The sequence below is a fragment of the Rhodopseudomonas sp. NSM genome, assembly GCF_052445935.1.
Lineage (GTDB): Bacteria > Pseudomonadota > Alphaproteobacteria > Rhizobiales > Xanthobacteraceae > Rhodopseudomonas.
The window spans coordinates 17,041-33,208 of sequence record NZ_JBQTCH010000013.1 but is presented as its reverse complement, the minus strand read 5'-3'; the positions used below and the strand labels follow the sequence as shown (position 1 = coordinate 33,208).

Annotated in this window: 14 protein-coding genes; 1 reads left to right on the top strand and 13 read right to left on the bottom strand. The window is 68.5% G+C overall.

Annotation, left to right across the window (positions count from 1 at the left end; translation table 11 throughout):
- Window positions 1–130: 130 nt before the first annotated feature.
- Window positions 131–1,438: an O-acetylhomoserine aminocarboxypropyltransferase/cysteine synthase family protein gene (locus tag ACTZWT_RS23900; RefSeq protein ID WP_444772176.1), complete on the top strand. Its 1,308-nt coding sequence runs from the start codon at window positions 131–133 to the stop codon at window positions 1,436–1,438.
- Between the two features lie 167 nt (window positions 1,439–1,605).
- On the opposite strand, the gene ACTZWT_RS23895 is transcribed toward ACTZWT_RS23900, so the two are convergent.
- From ACTZWT_RS23895 to ACTZWT_RS23835, 13 genes are read right to left on the bottom strand one after another with little or no spacing between them, the layout of a single operon-like run.
- Window positions 1,606–2,967: an NADH-quinone oxidoreductase subunit N gene (locus ACTZWT_RS23895; protein WP_444772175.1), complete on the bottom strand. Its 1,362-nt coding sequence runs from the start codon at window positions 2,965–2,967 to the stop codon at window positions 1,606–1,608.
- Entirely contained in the window at window positions 2,964–4,409 is a 1,446-nt protein-coding gene (locus ACTZWT_RS23890; protein ID WP_444772174.1) for a complex I subunit 4 family protein, read from the bottom strand. Before ACTZWT_RS23890 ends, ACTZWT_RS23895 begins: the two co-directional genes overlap by 4 nt.
- Window positions 4,400–6,466: an NADH-quinone oxidoreductase subunit 5 family protein gene (locus ACTZWT_RS23885; protein WP_444772208.1), complete on the bottom strand. Its 2,067-nt coding sequence runs from the start codon at window positions 6,464–6,466 to the stop codon at window positions 4,400–4,402. Before ACTZWT_RS23885 ends, ACTZWT_RS23890 begins: the two co-directional genes overlap by 10 nt.
- Before the next feature lie 2 nt (window positions 6,467–6,468).
- The gene (nuoK, locus tag ACTZWT_RS23880) at window positions 6,469–6,777 is read right to left on the bottom strand and encodes an NADH-quinone oxidoreductase subunit NuoK (protein WP_444772173.1); all 309 of its coding nucleotides are present in this window, start codon (window positions 6,775–6,777) and stop codon (window positions 6,469–6,471) included.
- Window positions 6,774–7,280 carry an NADH-quinone oxidoreductase subunit J family protein gene (locus ACTZWT_RS23875; RefSeq protein WP_444772172.1) on the bottom strand — a complete coding sequence of 169 codons (507 nt, stop codon included), beginning with the start codon at window positions 7,278–7,280 and terminating at the stop codon, window positions 6,774–6,776. The genes nuoK and ACTZWT_RS23875 overlap by 4 nt, the downstream gene beginning before the upstream one ends.
- On the bottom strand, window positions 7,277–7,792 hold the full coding sequence (nuoI, locus tag ACTZWT_RS23870; RefSeq protein WP_444772171.1) for an NADH-quinone oxidoreductase subunit NuoI: 516 nt from the start codon (window positions 7,790–7,792) through the stop codon (window positions 7,277–7,279). Before nuoI ends, ACTZWT_RS23875 begins: the two co-directional genes overlap by 4 nt.
- Complete coding sequence (nuoH, locus tag ACTZWT_RS23865; RefSeq protein ID WP_444772170.1) at window positions 7,789–8,748, bottom strand: NADH-quinone oxidoreductase subunit NuoH; 960 nt, start codon at window positions 8,746–8,748, stop codon at window positions 7,789–7,791. Before nuoH ends, nuoI begins: the two co-directional genes overlap by 4 nt.
- The gene (gene nuoG, locus ACTZWT_RS23860; protein ID WP_444772169.1) at window positions 8,745–11,363 is read right to left on the bottom strand and encodes an NADH-quinone oxidoreductase subunit NuoG; all 2,619 of its coding nucleotides are present in this window, start codon (window positions 11,361–11,363) and stop codon (window positions 8,745–8,747) included. Before nuoG ends, nuoH begins: the two co-directional genes overlap by 4 nt.
- Window positions 11,360–12,646 carry a complex I 51 kDa subunit family protein gene (locus ACTZWT_RS23855; protein WP_444772168.1) on the bottom strand — a complete coding sequence of 429 codons (1,287 nt, stop codon included), beginning with the start codon at window positions 12,644–12,646 and terminating at the stop codon, window positions 11,360–11,362. The genes nuoG and ACTZWT_RS23855 overlap by 4 nt, the downstream gene beginning before the upstream one ends.
- Window positions 12,643–13,131: an NADH-quinone oxidoreductase subunit NuoE gene (gene nuoE / locus ACTZWT_RS23850; RefSeq protein ID WP_444772167.1), complete on the bottom strand. Its 489-nt coding sequence runs from the start codon at window positions 13,129–13,131 to the stop codon at window positions 12,643–12,645. Before nuoE ends, ACTZWT_RS23855 begins: the two co-directional genes overlap by 4 nt.
- Entirely contained in the window at window positions 13,128–14,873 is a 1,746-nt protein-coding gene (gene nuoC / locus ACTZWT_RS23845; RefSeq protein WP_444772166.1) for an NADH-quinone oxidoreductase subunit C/D, read from the bottom strand. Before nuoC ends, nuoE begins: the two co-directional genes overlap by 4 nt.
- Window positions 14,870–15,496 carry a NuoB/complex I 20 kDa subunit family protein gene (locus ACTZWT_RS23840; protein ID WP_444772165.1) on the bottom strand — a complete coding sequence of 209 codons (627 nt, stop codon included), beginning with the start codon at window positions 15,494–15,496 and terminating at the stop codon, window positions 14,870–14,872. The genes nuoC and ACTZWT_RS23840 overlap by 4 nt, the downstream gene beginning before the upstream one ends.
- Window positions 15,493–15,882: an NADH-quinone oxidoreductase subunit A gene (locus tag ACTZWT_RS23835; RefSeq protein ID WP_322515925.1), complete on the bottom strand. Its 390-nt coding sequence runs from the start codon at window positions 15,880–15,882 to the stop codon at window positions 15,493–15,495. Before ACTZWT_RS23835 ends, ACTZWT_RS23840 begins: the two co-directional genes overlap by 4 nt.
- Between the last annotated feature and the right edge of the window lie 286 nt (window positions 15,883–16,168).

Genomic DNA, 16,168 nt, shown 5'->3' with positions numbered 1-16,168 from the left:
TTTCACGCGACGAATTGACTCGGGACGACGGCCCCGACCTGATGGAGGTCCCGGCGAACCTCAGCGTCGACCCGATGCAGACCCGACGCCACGACGGTTTCGCCTTTCAAATTTGTCGAAGGATTCCGTCATGACCGAAAAGCTTCACCCTGAAACCCTCGCGCTGCACGCGGGCTGGCGCGCCGATCCTTCGACCGGCTCGGTCGCAGTGCCGATCTTTCAAACGACGTCCTATCAATTCAACAACACCGAGCATGCGGCCAACCTGTTCGCGCTGAAGGAACTCGGCAACATCTACACCCGCATCGGCAACCCAACGACCGACGTGCTGGAAAAGCGCGTCGCGGCGCTGGAAGGCGGCGTCGCGGCGCTCGCAGTGGCGTCGGGCCAGGCGGCTTCGGCCTTTGCGATCCAGAACCTCGCTCGTGTCGGCGACAACGTCGTCAGTTCGACCGATCTCTATGGCGGCACCTGGAATCTGTTCGCCAACACGCTGAAGGACCAGGGCATCGAAGTCCGCTTCGTCGATCCGACCGATCCGCAAGCCTTCGAGCGCGCCACCGACGACCGCACCCGCGCCTATTACGCCGAGACGCTGCCGAACCCGAAACTCGCGGTGTTTCCGATCGCCGAAGTGGCCGCGATCGGCCGCAAATTCGGCATTCCGCTGATCGTCGACAACACCGCCGCGCCGTTGCTGGTGAAGCCGCTCGAACACGGCGCTGCGATCGTGGTGTATTCAGCGACCAAATATCTCGGCGGCCACGGCACCTCGATCGGCGGCTTGATCGTCGACGGCGGCAATTTCGACTGGGAGACATCCCCGCAGCGTCAGCCGGCGCTGAACACGCCGGATGCGAGCTACCACGGCGCCGTCTGGGTAGAGGCAGTGAAGTCGATCGGCCCGGTCGCCTACATCATCAAGGCGCGCACCACGCTGCTGCGCGACATCGGCTCGGCGCTGTCGCCGTTCAACGCCTTCCAGATCCTGCAGGGCCTGGAAACACTGCCGCTGCGAATCGAACGTCACGTGCAGAACGCCCAGGCGGTCGCCGACTATCTGGAAAAGCGGCCCGAGGTCGTCAAGGTGATCCATCCGTCGAAGCAGAGCGGCGTCGCGCGAGAGCGCGCCGACAAATATCTCAAGGGCAAGTTCGGCGGCCTGGTCGGCTTCGAGCTCGCCGGCGGCCTCGAGGCCGGGCGCAAATTCATCGACGCGCTGCAGCTGTTGTATCACGTCGCCAATATCGGCGACGCGCGCAGCCTCGCGATCCATCCGGCGACGACCACGCACTCGCAGCTCTCGGCCGAGGATCAGCTCGCGACCGGCGTGTCGGACGGCTATGTGCGGCTTTCGGTCGGCCTCGAACACATCGACGACATCATCGCCGATCTGGACCGCGGCCTCGCCGCGGGACGCCTCGCCAGGGCGGCGTAAGTTTGGACTAATATACGCTCCCTCTCCCCAAGCACAACGCGCTCCCTCTCCCGCTTGCGGGAGAGGGTTGGGGTGAGGGCGATACAAGCACTGACTCAGCAAGCATGGAGCGGAGTGCCCTCACCCGGATCGCTGCGCGATCCGACCTCTCCCGCAAGCGGGAGAGGTTAAGGCAGGGCGAGCCTCACCACATCGATCAGCACCGCCGGCGCGACGCCGAACAGCACGATCAGCACCACGCATACCGTGATCAGTCCCTGATCCAGCCGCGGCAGCGGCTCGGCCTCTTCGTGCAGATGACCGAAGAACGGCGCGGTGAAGAACCTTGCGTAGTAATAGAAGCCGAGCGACGCGCCGGCGACCGTGATCGCCAGCAGCGTCCACAGCCCGCTATCGACCAGTACGTGCAGCAGATACAGCTTGCCGATGAAGCCGCCCGCGGCCGGCAAGCCCGCCAGCGACAGCAGCGACAGCGACAGCGCGATCGCCTCCAGCGGCCGCCGCTTCATCAGTCCGTGCAGATCGGGCAGCGTCGGTGCACGGCCGAGCGCCGCCGAGACGCACAGCGCGCCCAGCATCGCCGGCGCGTACACGCCGAGATAGAACAGCACCGCCTCAGCCGCGCGCGGCGCGCCCGAGGCCAGGATCAGCGCGATGTAGCCGGAATGCGCGATGGTCGAATAGCCGAGCATCCGCGGCAGTTGAGGCTGGCGCAGCGCCAGCAGATTGCCGACCACCACCGAGGCGGCGCCGAGCGCGGCGAGGCCTGAGCTCCACACCGGCTCCGGCAGATCCGCGGTGAGAAACAGCCGCAGCAACACGATCGCCACCGCCGCTTTCGACACCACGCCGGCCAGCGCCGCGGCGCTCGCGGGCGCGGCCTCGAAGGCGTCCGGCGTCCACATGTGGAACGGCGCCAGCGAGAACTTGAACGCGAGACCCGCGAGCAGCAGCGCGGTGCCGAGCGCGGCCAGCGCGCCGTGCCCGGTCCAGCCCACGAAATCCAGCGCGCCGGTCTCGGCATAGATCAGGGCTGTGCCGAGCAGCAGCGCCGCCGAGGCAAGCCCGCTCATCACCAGAAACTTGTAGGCCGCCTCCAGCCCCTGCCGCGTCAACCGGTAGGCGAACAGCGCGATCAGCGACAGGCTGACGATCTCGATGCCGAGAAACAGCGTGGCCGCATGGCCGGCCCCGGCCAGCGTCGCCGCGCCGAGCGCGACCAACGCCAGCAAACAGGGCGCCTCCTTGGCCGGCACGCCGGTGCGCAGAAACACCAGCGCGCCGAGCGAGGCGAGACAGGCATAGGCGATGCCGAACCGCGCCATGCCGTCGTCGGTGAACAACGCACCGAGCGGCGCGGCCGGCGCGCCGACGCGCAGCAGCACAAGTCCCACGGCGGCCAGCAGGCCCGCACCGGCAGCCGCCTGCGCAGCTTCGATGCGCGCCAGCGGCACCAGCATCATCGCGGCGATCGCGGCGATCGCGAGCGCAACGAGCGGCGAGAGCGCGGCGAACTGGGCTGCGGTCATGGCTGCGGCAGCACCAGAGCGGCCTTGATCGCCGGCTCCAGCAGCGCCAGCAGGCTCTGCGGATACAGGCCGATCACCAGCGTGGCGAGGCCCATCACCAGCACCGGCCCATATTCGCGCCAGGTCAGATCGGCGACCGGCGCGTTGAGGCGCGGCTCACCGAACACCAGCCCCTTCAACAGTCGCGTCGCGTAGATCACCGAGACCACCAGCGTCGACAGCGCCAGCAGCGCGAACACCCAATTGACCTGGAAGATGCCGACCACCACCAGCGCCTCGCCGACGAAATTCGCCGTTCCCGGCAGCGCCAGCAGCGCCGAGCAGAACAGCGCGAAGGCGGCGGCGAAGCGCGGCGCGATCTGCTGCAGGCCGCCGAGCTGGCGCAGGTCGCGGGTGTGGGTGCGCTCGTACAGTGCGCCGATCAGCAGGAACAGCGCCGAGGCGGAAAACGAATGCGCGATCATCTCGACCGCGGCGCCGGCGACCGCGTAGTGCACGCCCGCGGCGATGCCCATCAGCACGATCGACATATGCGCAATCGAGGTATAGGCGACCAGCCGCTTGGCGTCGTTCTGGCCGCAGGCGACCAGGCCGCCATACAGCGCGCCAGCCGCGCCGAGCGCGATGCCGTAGGGCGCGACCGCTTCGAGCCCCTGCGGAAACAGCATCGGCGCGAAGCGGAACAGGCCGTAGGCGCCGGTCTTCAGCAGGATGCCGGCGAGCAGGATCGAGCCCGCGGTCGGCGCCAGCGTATGCGCCTCAGGCAGCCAGGCGTGGAACGGCGGCACCGACAGCTTGACCAGGAAGGCGAGCGAGAAGCCGAGCAGCATCCAGACCTGCACCGAGGTGCCGAGCTTCATCTCCGCGAGTTCGAATGCGTTGAAGGTCATGTGATCGGCCATCGACGCCAGCGCGAACGCCGCCGCCAGCAGGCCGAAGCCCGCGACCGCGTTGAAGATCAGGAATTTCAGTGCTGCGCCTTCCCGGTCGCCATGGCCCCACACCGCGATCAGCGTGAACGCCGGCACCAGCATCGCTTCCCAGAAGAACGCGAAGATCAGCAGATCGAACGAGAGGAAGACGCCGATCGTCGCCGCCACGGTCCAGCACAGGCAGGCATGGAACAGCCCGGACTGGGTGCGGATCTCCGACCACGACGCCATCACCGAGATGATGCCGAGCCCGGCCGAGATCGCGATCAACGCCGCCGACAACCCGTCCATCGCGAATTCGAGCGAGATGCCGAACGACGGCACCCATGGATAGGAGACCTTCGCGTACCAGCGGCCTTCCGGCGCGCCGGCGACGATCGCAGTCAGCAGCACCAGCATCAGCGTGAAGGTCACGATCGTGACCCAGCGTTCGCGGTCGCCGCGCCCCGCGATGAAGAATGCGACGAAACCGCCGATAGCCGGCAGCAGAATGAGCGCGATCAGCGCCATGACGTCCCCCAAGCATAAAGTAGAAGCGCCGCGCAGCCGAGCGCGATCCAGAGCGAGTGATCGCGGACGCGGCCGGTCTGCATCCGCCGCGCCTGCGCCCAGGCATGACCGAAGCCGCCTGCGAACCCCATCCACGCCCGATCGATCTGATCGGGATTGAACCGTGCGACGAAACTGCCGACAAATACCCGCGCGACGATGATCAGAATCCGGCCGACCGGATCTCCGGCAACGAGACGCACCACAGGGGTCTGCCCGTCGGTCGCACGCGATATGAAATCAGGCTGGGCCGCCTCTTTCCCGAACGCGCGACCGAGCGGATCGTCCGCCATCAGTCCCGGCGCGTCAACGCCTTCCCGGCGCAGCGCCGCCGCCTGCGCGACCGCTTCGGTGCCTTCGGCGTTACCGAGCACCGTGGCGAGACGCCGGAAACGCCGGACGATGTAGTAGTAATACAGGATCTCGATGCGGAGGGCGCGGACATGGCGCAGCCGCTTCGCGAAATGCTCCAACTCCCGCGGATGCCGGACGAGCTGCCGCGCCAGCACCACGCCGAGCAGCGGCGCGGCGGCGCCGAGCAGCGTCGGCAGCAGCGGGAGATGGTCCTCCGTGCCACCGGCGAAGCCGATCAGCGCGCCGACCGACAGGCCGCCGACCACGGCAACCGCCGTGAGCACGACCAGCGGGATCATCACCGCGGCTCCGCCCCAGGGCGGCGCGGCGAGATCGGCGGACTGGCTGCCGGCGACGAACACGACACGGAACGCATAGGCGGCGGTCAGCATGGCGGCCGCGGCCGCCAGCAGCCACAGCGGCACGCCCCACGGCCCGCTGCTCCACACCGCGGCGAGCACCGCTTCCTTGGAGTACCAGCCGGCGGTGATCACCGGCAGGCCGGCGAGCGAGGCGGCGCCGATCGCAAAGCTCCAGAACGCCCAGGGCTGGCGATACCGCGCGCCGCGAAGCGCCTCGATCGCGGTGGAGCCGCCCGAGGCATGGCTCATCACGCCGGCGCTGAGGAACAGCAGCGACTTGAACGCGGCATGGATGGCGAAATGCGCCAGCGCCACCGCCGGCGCGCCGAGCCCGAGCGCCAGCACCATGAAGCCGATCTGACTCATGGTCGAGAACGCCAGCAGCTTCTTGATATCGGTCTGGATCACCGCGATCAGCGCGCCGCCCGCCGCGGTGAGGATGCCGAGCATCGCCACCATCGCCGAGATTTCGGGGGCTGCGGCGAACAGCGGCGCCAGCCGCGCCAGCAGGATCACGCCGGCCGCCACCATGGTGGCGGAATGCAGCAGCGCCGACACCGGCGTCGGGCCCGCCATCGCGCTCGGCAACCAGGTGTGAAACGGAAATTGCGCCGATTTGCCGAGCGCGCCGAGCGCGATCAGGCCGGCAATCGGCGCCAACCGCCAGGGGTCCATTCCGGGCACCGCCGCCAGCATGCCGTCGAGCCGCGTGGTGCCGGCGGACAGGAACAGCATCATCAGGCCGGCGAGCAGCAGGCTGTCGGCGATCCGGGTGGTGATCAGCGCCTTGCGCCCGGCCGACACCGCCTTGGGCAGCCGGTCGTAGAACGCGATCAGCATGAAGCTGCACAGGCCGATGGTTTCCCAGCCGAGGAACAGCAGGATCACGTCGGCCGCGAACACCACCGCCAGCATGCCGGCGAGAAACAGATTCATCAGCGCGAAATAGCGGCGCAGATCCGGCAGCGGCTCGGAAGCCATGTAGGCGCCGGAATAGATCAGCACCAATGCGGCCACCACGCTGACGGTGCCGCCGGTGACCATGCTGAGCGGATCGAGCGACATCGCGATCTGGGCGACGAACATGCCGGCGTCGATCGACAGGATCGGCACCACCGCGCCGGCGACGCAGGCGCCATCGAGGCACGACAGCGCGACCGGCGCGAACAGGATCGCCGGCAGCACCGCGGCGCCGACGCCGATCGCGATCACCACCGTACGCGACAGCGTCATCGGGATCAGCGACAGAACCACGAAGCCGATCAGCGCCGGGACCGGGACGAAGGGAAGCAAGGATGCCATGCTCATCCCTTCATCCCGTTGATGATGTCGCTGTCGTCGGTGCCGGCGGTGCGGCGGATGCGCAGGAACAGTGCCAGCCCGACCGCGACCTCCGCGGCCGCGAGCGTCAGCACCAGAATGAACATGCCCTGCCCCTGCGCATCGGCGTGATAGGCGCCGGCGGCGACGAAGGCGAGCGCCGGGCCGCTCAGGGCGACTTCCAGCGCGACGAGCTGAAACAGGATGCCGCGCCGCGCCAGCACGCCGAACAGCCCGACCGCGAACAGGCCGGCGGCGAGGATCATCATCCCGATCAGATCGGAACCGGTCATGGGCGGCTCCCCGGCGTGCGGTCGCTGCGGCCGATATGGCGGACGCCGATCAGGCCGGCGAGCAGCAGCAGCGAGGCGAGTTCGATCGCCAGCGCCCACGGCCCGAACAGCAGCCGGCCGACTTCCTGCGCCGACACCGGGGCGGCGGCGCTGTTGCCGGCGATGCCGAACTCCCCGAACAGGAACGGCGCGAGGATCAGCACCGACAGCAGCAGCGGCAGCGGCCAGGCGCCGCGCAGCCCGGCCCGCTCGCGCGTGATCGATTCCGGCGAGATCGGCAGCGTCATCACCACGAACACGAACAGCACCACGATCGCGCCGGCATAGATCAGGATCAGCAGCACGGCCGCGAACGCGGCCCCGAGCGCGAAAAACGCCACCGCCAGCGCCAGCAGCATCACCACCAGATACAGCAGCGCATGCACGGCGTTCGGCCGCGTCACCGCGATCGCCGCGGACACCAGCGCAAAGGCGCCGGCATAAATGGCGAGCAGCAGGCTCATGGCAGCAGCCCCTTCAGATCGACCGGCGGGGATTCGTTCTCGGCCTCACCCTTGTCCTTGCCGGGAATCGCTTTGCCGGCGACCGACCAGTAGCGATAGCCGCGAACCTTGCCTTCGCCGGCAATCAGCAGATCGTGCTTCTCGTAGACCAGCGCATCGCGTCGCCATTCGCCGAGCTCGAAATCCGGCGTGAGCTGGATCGCCGCGGTCGGACACGCCTCCTCGCAGAAACCGCAGAAGATACAGCGCGCGAAATTGATGCGGAAATGTTCGGGATACCAGCGGCCGTCGTCGGCCACCGCCTTGGCGAGATCGATGCAGCCGACCGGGCACACCGCCGCGCACAGGTTGCAGGCGACGCAGCGCTCCTGGCCGTCGGGATCGCGCGTCAGCACGATGCGGCCGCGGCTGCGCGGAAACAGCTTCGGCTTCTCTTCGGGATAGAGCTGCGTCTCCGCCTTGACGAACAGCTTGCGGCCGACCCGCAACATCGCTTCCAGCCAGCCGATCATGACGCGCTCCTCGCCACAACCACGATGCCGGTCAACAGCAGGTTGAGCAGCGACAGCGGCAGCGCGATCTTCCAGGCGAAGCCGAGCAACTGATCGTAGCGCGGCCGCGGCAGCGTCGCGCGCAGCCAGACGAAGACGACGGCGATCACGGCGGTCTTGAGGCCGAACCAGACCGGCCCCGGCAGAAACGGCCCCTGCCAGCCGCCGAAGAACAGCGTCACCGCGAGCGCCGAGACCAGCAGTACCGCGAGATATTCGCCGAGGAAGAACAGGCCGAACGACATGCCGGTGTATTCGGTGATGAAGCCGGCGACGAGATCGTTCTCGGATTCCGGCAGATCGAACGGCAGCCGGTGCGCGGCGGCGACGCCGGCGATGCAGAACAATGCCGCGCCGAGCGGCTGCAGCACCACGAACCAGACGCCCTGCTGCGCCTCGACGATCGCGTTCATCGACAGCGAGCCCGCGAGCATCACCACGCCCATCAGCGACAGGCCGAGGAACACCTCATAGGCCAGCATCTGCGCCGCGGCGCGCATCCCGCCCATCAGCGAAAACCGATTGTTCGAGGCCCAGGCGCCGAGCACGGTGGCGTAGGCGGTGAGCCCCATCATGCCGAGCAGAAACAGCACGCCGACATCGACCGGCGCCAGCGCCAGGCCGTCGCCGAAGGCGACGACGCCGAAACCGGCGAGCACCGGCGTCGCGGCGACCGCGGGCGCAAGAATGTAGGTGAGCTTGTCGGCGCCGGGCGGCGGCCGGTCTTCCTTGGTGAGAATCTTGACAGTGTCGGCGACCCATTGCAGCGAGCCGAACGGCCCGACGCGGTTCGGCCCGAGCCGCTCCTGCACGAAGCCGAGCAGCCGCCGCTCCACCCAGGTGAAGGTGCCGGCGACCACCAGCAGCACCATGATCATGACGACCGAGATCGTCGCAGTGATGATGAGGCCGATCATCGCACAGCCTCCAGCCGCACCCGGCGCAATGGCCCGCGCGGGGCGTCGATGCCGACGCTGACCGCCACGATGCCACGCGGCAGCGAGGCGTCCACGGAAACCGTCGCGGCGCAAGCCCGGCCGTCGATCAGCACGGCGGCGCCTTGCGCGAGGCCGTGCAGCGCGGCGTCGTCGGGATGCAGCAGCAGCCGCGGCGCCGGCGCGCGCGCGGCGAGCAGCGCGCTGGCGCGGCTGAGCTCGAAGCCGGAAAATGCATCGTGCAGCGGCAGCAGCAGCAGCCCCTCGCCTGCGACCGGCTCGCGCGGCGGTGCGTCGATCAACGCAGCCGCATTCGGCTTCAGCAGCATCGCGCCCGGATCGCCGCCACGCAGCGGGCCGCCGATCTCTTCCATGAAGCGCGTGACGTTGTTGGCGGAGTGCAGGCCGGCAGTTTTGTAGCTGGTGATCAGCGGCGGCGGCACGGCGGTGCCGCGTGCGCCCTTGATGCCGAAAGTCATCGGCCCGTCGGGATCGATCGGGATCACCGCGTCGGCGAATTGCCCGGCGCGGTCGTCGGCGGTGCGGGCGGAATACGGTCGCGGCGCGCGCGTGACCTGGCCGTCGGCCATCATGAAATCGGCGTCCGGCGCGGCGTCGGCGACGCCGACCAGATCCGGCCATTCGACGATCAGATCGCCGATCAGCGCGTCGAGGCTGTGCCAGTCGCCGGCGCCGAACGCATCGAGCCTGCGCCACGACGACGGCGCGGCGTCTTGCGGCGGCACCGCGGCGAAGAAGCGTTGCGCGCGGCCCTCGTAGTTGACGAAAGTGCCGGCGCAGCCGGTGAACGGCGCGACCGGCAGCGCGACCGTCGCCCGCGCGGTGGTTTCGCTGGTCATCGAATCCAGCGCCACCACCGACTTCGCCGCAGCGAACAGCCGCTCGACGCTGACGCGCGGCGCGCGTTCGAACAGATCGTTCTCCAGCACGATCGCGGTTTTCGCCGCGCCGCGTTCCAGCAGCGCCGCGGCGCTGTCGAGGCCATCGCCGCCGAGCAACGCCAGGCCGACGCTGTTGGCCTCGGGCGGCAGCATCACGATCCGCGCCTTGGCGCCGAGCGTGGAGGCGATCGCCGCGGCGGCTTCGATGATTTCAGCTAGGCCGAGCGAGCAGCCGGCGACGATCAGCGGACGCTGCGCGGCCGCGAGGATCTCGGCGACGCGCCGGGCCTCGGCGTCGTCACCGGTCTCTCCGCCGATCGTTGCGGCAACCCCGGCGCCGAACGCCGCGATCGTCAGCGGATCGCAACGTAGCGAAAGAGCTGCGATGTCGTCGAGCGGATCGGCGAGCGGCGTCGCCAGCACGATCGGCGAGCGGCGGCCTTCGCCGGCGGTCCGCACCGCCGGATCGAGCCAGCGCGGCACGCCCTTCTGCTCAGCGAGGTCGCGCTCGGCGCCGCGCGCGGTCTGCCGCAGCGCCAGCGCCAGCCGCGGCGACGCGTTGGTGAGATCCTCGCCGAGCACCAGCACCGCGTCGGCCTGCTCCACATCCGCCAGCGAGGCGACCTTCGCCGGTCCGGCGCGCAGGATCGCGACGATGCGGCGGACCATCGCCGCTTCGGCGTCGGACACGCCGGCGAAGAACCGCTCCGGCCCGACCAGCCGCTGCAGCGCGTAGTTCGCCTCCAGCGACGCGCGCGGCGAGCCGATGCCGATCGCGCCTTCGGCGACGACGGCATGAGCGGCTGCGCAGGCGTCGTGCTCGCTCGCTGCTTCGCCATGGAGCAGCGGCGTCATCAGCCTCGCTTCCGAGACGACGTGCAACGGGCCGTAGCGGCCGCGATCGCAGATGAAATAGCCGTTCAGCGCGCCGTGATAGCGGTTCTGCACCCGCTTGACCCGGCCGTCGCGCTGGTCGACCAGGATATTGCAGCCTAGCGAACAATGCGGGCAGACCGACGGCGTCGCCCGCATGTCCCATTTGCGCGCATAGTCCTGCGACCAGCCCTTGTCGTTGAACACGCCGGTCGGACACACCTCGGCGAGATTGCCGGCGAACGGGCTTTCCAGCGCGCCATCCTCGGCGCGGCCGAAATACACGTCGTCATGCGCGCCGAAGGCGTCGAGATCGCGGCCGCCGGCGTAGTCGCGATAGAACCGCGTGCAGCGATAGCAGGCGATGCAGCGGTTCATCTCGTGCGTCAGCAGCGGGCCGAGATCCTGGTTGCGATGGGTACGCTTGTCGAAGCGATAGCGGCGGATGGCGTGGCCGGTCGCGATCGTCATGTCCTGCAGATGGCAGGAGCCGGCCTCCTCGCACACCGGGCAATCGTGCGGATGATTGACCATCAGCCATTCGATCACCTGGGCGCGGAACGCCACCGCCTCGGGATCGCTGACCGAGACCCGCTCGACGTCGGCCACCGGCGTCATGCACGACATCACGATGCGGCCTTCGGTATCGTCCGGGCCGGCATACACCTTGACGGCGCATTGCCGGCAGGCGCCCACCGAGCCGAGCGCGCCGTGCCAGCAGAAATACGGCACGTCGATGCCGTGGGTCAGGCACGCCGACAGCAGATCCTCGTTGTCCTTGGCCTCGATGATGCGGCCGTCGATGTCGATCTTCTTGGTCATGCGCGGCCCACCGGACAGGAGCCCTGCAGATGGGCAGCAAAGATATCGCCGAAGCGTTCGAGGCCGCTGCGCAGCGGCGTCAACGCGCCGGTGTTGAGGTCGCAGTAACTGCGGCCGGACGGGCCGGACAGCGCGACGTGCTGGTGCAGCAGGTCGATATCGCCGCGCGTGCCCTTGCCGGCCTCGATCGTGTCGAGCAGCTTCGCCACCCACGGCAGCCCGTCGCGACACGGCGTGCACAGCCCGCAGCTCTCGCGCGCATAGAACCGCATGTGGCGGCCGATCGCCGCCACCGGACAGGCGTGGTCGTCCAGCACGATCAGCGCGCCGGTGCCGAGCGAAGAGCCGGCCCTCTTGGTGTGCGCGAAGTCGAGCGGCACGTCGAGCTCGGCCGTCTCCAGAAACGCCGTGGCGCCACCGCCGGGCTGGAAGGCGAACAGCGCGCGGCCTTGACGAATGCCGCCGCACAGCTCGAACAATTCGCGCGCGGTGGTGCCCATCGGCGCCTCGATCAGTTGCGGGCGCGCGACGCAGCCGGAGACGCCGTACAGCTTGGTGCCGCCTTCGTTGGTGTGCGACAGACCCTGATACCAGTCGGCGCCGTGCTCGACGATCGAGGGCACCGCCGACAGCGTCTCGACATTGTTGACGGTGGTCGGCCGGCCCCACAGCCCGCTGACCGCCGGATAAGGCGGGCGATGCCGCGGGACCGGGCGTTCGCCTTCGAGGGCTGCGATCAGCGCGGTCTCCTCGCCGACGATGTAGCGGCCGGCCGAGGCGTGCACCCGCATCGTCAGATCGAAGCCCGAGCCGAGAATATCGCGGCCGAGCAGGCCGGTCTGTTCGGCCTCGACGATGGCGCGGGACAGCGCTGCGGCGGCGGCGCGATATTCGTCGCGCACCAGAATGATCACTTCGGTTGCGCCCATCGCGTAGGCGGCGATCGTGGCGCCCTCGATCAGCTGGTGCGGCAGCGCCTCCATCAGCAGGCGGTCCTTGAACGAGCCGGGCTCGGTCTCGTCGCCGTTGACGCAGAGATAGCGCGCGCCCGGCCCGGCCCTCTCCGCACCGGCACGCATGAAGCGCCATTTGTTCGCGGTCGGGAATCCGGCGCCGCCGCGACCGCGCAGACCCGCGGCCTCGACCAGCGCGATGATCGCGTCGGGACTGTGGCGCTTCAGCGCCAAAGCCAATCCAGCGCCGCCGCCGAGCCCGCGCCATGCTGCGAGGCTGTGCGGCTGGCGATCGGCGCGGGCGCGGCCGGTGAGCGGCTTGTCGCTCATGGCTTGCCTCCGACCGCCCTGCCGTCGATCAGGGCGTCGAGATCGTCCGGCGTCAGCGGGCCGACCAGTTTGCGCTCCGGCCCGACCAGCGCCACCGGCGCGCGATCGCAGCCGCCGACGCAGCAGATGTTGATCAGGGTGAACTTGCCGTCCGGCGTTGTTTCGCCGAAGCCGATGCCGAGCCGGCTCATCACCGCGTCGCGCACGGCGTCGCCGCCGCACAGATAGCAGCTCAGCCCGTCGCACAGCAGGATCACGGTGTCGCCGACCGGACTTCGGAAGATCTGGCTGTAGAACGTGGCGAGGCTGTCGATCTCGGCCGTGGTGACGCCGAGCGCCTCTGCTGCTTCCTTCAGATGCGCGTCGGAGACCCAGCCTTCGGCCTCCTGCACCAGTTTCAATGCTTCGAGCATCGCAGCCTTCGGCCCGCCATGATTGGCGGCGGCCTGCGCGATCGCGGTCCTGATGGCGGGGCTGAGGCTCATCGGTCGACGTCCGACATCACGTAGTCGATGCTGCCGAGATAGGCGACGAGATCGGCCACCATCATGCCCGGCGCCACCGCCGAGATCATCTGCAGATGCGGGAACGACGGCGTGCGAATCCGGGTGCGATAGCTCGACGGCTCGCCGTCGGAGATCAGCGCGAATTGAGTCAACCCGCGCACGGTCTCGACCTGCCCGGTGGTTTCGCCGGCGGGCAGCACCGGCCCCCAGCTGGCGCCGACGAAGTGATGGATCATGGTTTCGATGTCGTGCAGCATGCGCTCGCGCGGCGGCGGCGTGGTCAGCGGATGATCGGCCTTGATCGGGCCGGACGGCATGTTGTCGACGCACTGCCGGATGATCTTCAGCGATTGGCGGATCTCCTCGACCCGCACCACGGTGCGGTCGTAGCAATCGCCGTTGTGACCGACCGGAATTTCGAAGTCGAAGTTCTCGAAGCCCGAATAGGGCCGCGCCTTGCGCACGTCCCAGCCATAGCCGGTGGCGCGCAGCCCCGGGCCGGTGACGCCCCAGTCCAGCGCCATCGCGGTGTCGTAGGCAGCAACGCCCTTGGTCCGCGCCTGGAAGATCTCGTTGCGCAGCACCATGCCCTCGTAGTCGGCCAGCCGCGCCGGCATCCAGTCGAGGAATTCGCGCACCAGCCTGTCCCAGCCCTGCGGCAGGTCCATCGACAGCCCGCCGATGCGGAAATAGCCGGGATGCATCCGCGCGCCGGTGATCGCCTCGATCACCCGGTAGCCGCGTTCGCGATCGACGAACATGTAGAACACCGGTGACATCGCGCCGGTGTCCTGCGCCATGGTGCCGTAGAATAGCAGGTGATTCATGATGCGGAACATTTCCGACAGCATCACCCGCACCGTCAGCGCGCGATCCGGCACGGTAATGCCGCAGGCTTTTTCCACCGCCTGCAGGTACGGCATCTCGCCCATCACCCCGCCCAGATAATCGACGCGGTCGGTGTAGGGCAGGAAGTTGTGCCAGGTCTGGCGCTCGGCCATTTTCTCGGCGCCGCGATGGTGAAAGCCGATGTCCGGCCGCGCCGCGACGATCTCCTCGCCGTCGAGCGCCAGCACGATGCGAAACACCCCGTGGGTCGCCATCGAATGCGGCCCGTAGTTCAGGATCATCAGCTCGACGCCGTCGCGATGCGTCGGCAGGCCGAATTTTTCCGGATCGGCGGCGAGCGCGTGCTCCTTGGCGTCGAACAGCGCCGCGGTCATGTTGAACAGCGGCCGCTCGGTGGCGCGGCCCGGCTGGGTCTTGCGCATCGGATGGCCTTCCCATCCGGGCGGCAGCAGGATGCGCAGCGAGTGCGGTTGCAGCTCGAATTCGACCCCGAACATGTCGTAGGCTTCGCGCTCGTACCACGCCGCGTTGGGGTACACGCTCGCGATCGATTTCGCGCTCGGATACTCGGCATCGAGCGCAATCTTCAGCCGGATATCGGCGTTGCGCTCGTGCGACATCAGATGGCTGGCGATGGTGATGCCGGACGGCGGCTGCCCCTCGCGATGCTTGCGCGCGGTCTCGTCGATCGCCCACAGATCGACCAGCATCCTGAACGGGCGGTCGACCTCGTTCTTCAGATAGCGATGCACGGCAGCCGACGCCTCCGGACGGATCCACACCGTCGGAAATCGCTCGCGCGTGGTCTGCTCCCCCAGCACCGCGTCTCCAAACCGCGCGCTGAGTTCGCTGACGAGGTCGGTGTCGTTCACAATGTCTCCGGCGGGTCGAGGAGGGTCTGCGCCATACGCTCGTCGTGGCGCTGGTCGCGCCGGCGCGGCGCGTCGAAGCCGAGGCCGGCGCTGTTGCCGACGGTGACGCCGAGCGGCCGGCGTTCGCTGCCGATCTGCTGCTGCAGCATGATCAGCGCATCGAGCATCGCTTCCGGGCGCGGCGGGCAGCCGGGGATATAGACATCGACCGGAATGAAGCGGTCGACGCCCTGCACCACCGAATAGATGTCGTACATCCCACCCGAACAGGCGCAGGCGCCCATCGCGACCACCCAGCGCGGGGCGCGCATCTGCTCGTACAGCCGTAGCAGCGGCGCGGCCATCTTGTGAAACACCGTGCCGGAGACGACCAGAAGATCGGCCTGCCGCGGCGAGGCGCGGATCACTTCGGCGCCGAAGCGGGCCTGATCATACACCGGCGTCAGCGCGGTGACCTGTTCGACGTAGCAGCACGACAGCCCGAAATTGAACGGCCACAGGCTGTGCTTGCGCGACCATGCGGTGAGGTCCTCAAGCGTGGTGAACAGGCTGGACAGCGCCATATGTTGTTCGACGGAGACCGGCTCGGCCGGTTGAAGCGCATTGGGCGGCAGGATCGTCATCGCTTGCGCTCCTTGTGCCAGTCGAGCGCGCCGTCCGCCCACAGATAGACCAGCGCCAGCAGCAGCACGCCGATGAAAACAGCCGCCTCGATCAGCCCGAACCAGCCGGTGTCGCGCGCCGCAACCGCCCAGGCGAACAGGATCGCGGCCTCCATGTCGAAGATCACGAACAACGCGGCGATCAGGAAATACGGCGCATTGACCGGACCCTGCTGTGGCGCGGCCGGCAGTACGCCGCCCTCATAGGGGACGTCGGCACGCGCGCCGGCGCGCTTCTCGCGCAGCCAGGCGGCAACGACGATGATCGCCGCGACGATGCCCGCCGACAGCGCGACATGGATGGCGAGTGCAGCATCCGGATTGATCGGGAAGATCGAATCACTCACCGACGAGGCTCCTGGCGAACGGCAAACAGCAACACGCGCGATTCGAACCCGTCTGGAATCCGGATCGCCGGTGCATCATGGTGACCATGTCATCCGGGCCGTCAAGGACCGTTGACGCCGATCAAGGTCCGCACCGCTGCAGAGCCCGAATCCCGGTATGATATCCGCGACTTGGAACCGGGGCGAGACCGCGCAAATCGCTCTCGCGCGGGCTTTCCCCACCCGCAGCGACGGCGTGACCTTAACCGTCTCGAATAGCCGCATTGCGCTGCGGCACGATGCCGCC